The following is a 2830-nucleotide window of genomic DNA, read 5'->3' as shown; positions in this document are numbered from 1 at the left end:
CAGATTTATTCGACTACATCGAACGGTTTCATAACCCACGAATGCGTCGTAGAGTCGCCCGGCAAGACCTGAAGTTTTCAGCCCTTTTCAAACCGTCCGTGGAAATGGGGTAGAACCCAACACCTGCTGCGGAGTGTAGAACTCGCCCGCCTTCTTGCCTGAGCCTGCGGCAAACTGGCCGATCAGGTACTCGTAGGCATCGCCCAGGGCATCGATGTCCTTGGAGAACTCGGCCAGGCCCTCAGCGATTTTCTGGATGATGGTGCAGAGCTTGGCGTTGCGATCCGCATAGGTTCTGCCCAGTTTGTCCGAGCCAAGATTGATCTCGGAGAACAGGCCCTGGAAGCTGCTCTCGAATGATTCTGTTTCGATGTATTTGAAGCCCGCTTGCAGCGTCGTGAGAAGTTCGTCGTGCTGGGTGCGCGCCATATTGGCGATGCTGTTCCACAGGTGTGCCGGGCGGATGACGTAATGCACCTTGCGGCGCATCTGTTTTTCAAAATCGGTGATGTCATCCGGATTATTGGCATACCAGATAGCCAGCGGCACACGGCGATCTTCGCCTTCGACGCCGGGGTAATCCTTGCCTAACTCCTTCTTGGCCGCCGCCTCGTAGTTGTCCGAGAGATAGCGAAGAAAGAGGAAAGACAACATGTAATCGCGGAAATCGTCCGCGTTCATCGCCCCACGCAATTGGTCGGCAATGGCCCAGAGGGTTTGGCCAAGTTGTTTTCTGTTGGTGTCATTCATGTGCGGGTTTCGCTTGTGGGCCTGGTCTCGGCGCGGAGGGCGCTGCGGCTGGTTGCACACCCGTCAGATCAGGCAAGGAAAAATTGAAGGTGGTTATAAAATCTTTGAGAATGTTGCGGAACAAGTCTTTATTGTCCTCGCCCATTTCGGTCGGCTCATGAATAGCGTACTTGCCATGGCTTAGTAGTTGGAGAGCACGGTTGTAGAGCGCTGTGTCTTCTTCACTCGCGAGCGCTTTGAGGCAAAAGGAAATATCGGCATGGCCAAAGAACGAGGCCGTTTTTTCCATGATGCTGCGCAGCGCATTGAAATGGAACGTGTAGAGCTTGCCGGATTTATGATGGGCAGCCACCTGTAGTTCGGCTAGAGCTGCAACGTGATGAAAAAACAGCGTATCCTCGGTCGCCCGCAGGGTAAACGAACCCTCACCATTGGTGCGGTGCAGATAGTATCGCTTGTGGGAGACTCTCGGTTCATGCTCCTTGGCCCGCCCAATCTCATTGCACATCACGTTGAAAAAGAGGGCATGGTGAGAGGAAAAAACAATTTTCACAGGGGACGCCGCGCCATTCTGATCGGTCTTGCTTGCTGCGCGACGAAGGAGTTTGGCGAGGTCGCAGGCGACGGAGATGGCGTTGTTATCGTCCAGCGATGAAATCGGATCATCTATATAGACATATTTCACCGCCGGATAAGCATCGGGATACTTCAAAAGCTGTTCACAGATGGCCATAAAGACGCACCAGATGAAAATATTCTGCTCGCCACGTGATATCTTGATATGTGACTGCTCACCCTTTCGGAAACTAACGAACACAGGTCTGGAAAAGGATTCTTTGCCTTGCTGCACCTCTTGGAATGTGAAATCAAAGTCAAATTCTGCGTAGCGCTTCAAGTATTCAGCAATTGCCGGCTCCAGAGGCTCGTTTTTGAAACCATCAAAGAACCGTGATGCCTGGTTTATCTCCAAGCCGCGAGCGGTGTCGTTTTCAATGTCATTGTCCCAAGTAAACAGGTCTTCAGTGTAGGCATTGAAGTACAGAGTATCTGCGAAGCCATGCGGATTTTTTTCGTTTTACGCTTTCCGATGTCCTTGAACTCCATCGAAAGCCGTGTCTTGCCAGTGCGATTGTAGGCATAGATAAGAATGAGATCTGCCCCACCTAGATCATCACGCAACTTCCTTGCGAGTGTATTGTGGTTGGCATATTTGTTGACCTTTGGCTTGTTGCTCATGCCTCAACCACCTCTATGGACGGGAAAAGTTGCTGCATCAATCCTTTCTTATGGGCTTTTAGAGTTTCGAGTTTTTTGGTTTGCACGGTGATGAGGTCGTCAAGGGTATTGAGGCAGCCGACGATGCGTTGTTGCTCAAGCAACGAAGTGGGAAAGTGGAAAACTACTTCGCCAATCTTTGTCGGCGATGTGTGTCGCACCTTTGCACCGGCTGCGTTGGCGTGAATCGCCTTCCGAACGGGCTGGGTGTTGAAGACATGAAAGAAGAATTCGGTCGTCCAGGAAACTCCGGGCTTTTTCCTAACAAGACCGAGCCGCTGGTTGTGCAGGAACTTGTCGGACTCTGGAACGAGTATCGGGCTACCAAGCAAACCAGCGGCTTGCTCGGTCATGGCTAATAACAAGTCTCCGCAATTGAGTATGTAATCTTTGGGGATTTCGCCGCTGTAGTATTTCTGTTTATCGCCTCGGTCACGGTAGCCACCGTCCTCATAAAAGTTACCTGGTGTAAGGAGTACATACTTGCCTTCATTGCTGAAGAACTCTCCATCGAAAGCAAAGCCATGTTTGATGCTGCAGAGATTGGAGAATGGCTTTCCTCCCACCCGCCGACGCTCTTGAATCTGGGGAAGCGAAGGCGTGGCTGGGTTTCGCCTTCGCGAGGAAAAAGCTGCTGCATCAGCCCTTTTTTATGGGTTTTGAGTGCATCCACTTTGCGAGCTTGCAGGGAGATCAGTTCATCCAGCGAACTCAGACAGTCAGCGATTTTTTGTTGTTCAGCAGGTGATGATACAGGCAAAGGCATTGCCATAAAGTCGTCGCTTGATATGGCCATCCTATCGTG

3 protein-coding genes and 1 pseudogene are annotated in these 2830 nt (G+C 51.3%); all 4 read right to left on the bottom strand.

Annotated elements, in window-relative coordinates:
- Window positions 1-120: 120 nt before the first annotated feature.
- Window positions 121-750: pseudogene (locus tag BVH03_RS13910) on the bottom strand (type I restriction-modification system subunit M N-terminal domain-containing protein); the annotation flags it as partial.
- Complete coding sequence (locus BVH03_RS13905; protein ID WP_371915358.1) at window positions 743-1720, bottom strand: AAA family ATPase; 978 nt, start codon at window positions 1718-1720, stop codon at window positions 743-745. The pseudogene BVH03_RS13910 and the gene BVH03_RS13905, both read right to left, overlap by 8 nt.
- Complete coding sequence (locus tag BVH03_RS27225) at window positions 1711-1986, bottom strand: hypothetical protein (protein WP_371915357.1); 276 nt, start codon at window positions 1984-1986, stop codon at window positions 1711-1713. Before BVH03_RS27225 ends, BVH03_RS13905 begins: the two co-directional genes overlap by 10 nt.
- Window positions 1983-2591, bottom strand: a complete 609-nt coding sequence (locus tag BVH03_RS13900) for a restriction endonuclease subunit S (protein ID WP_075961719.1) — start codon at window positions 2589-2591, stop codon at window positions 1983-1985. Before BVH03_RS13900 ends, BVH03_RS27225 begins: the two co-directional genes overlap by 4 nt.
- Between the last annotated feature and the right edge of the window lie 239 nt (window positions 2592-2830).

The organism is Pseudomonas sp. PA15(2017), from assembly GCF_001945395.1.
Lineage (GTDB): Bacteria > Pseudomonadota > Gammaproteobacteria > Pseudomonadales > Pseudomonadaceae > Aquipseudomonas.
The sequence above is the reverse complement of the archived record's forward strand: the minus strand, read 5'-3'. Positions and strand labels throughout refer to the sequence as shown.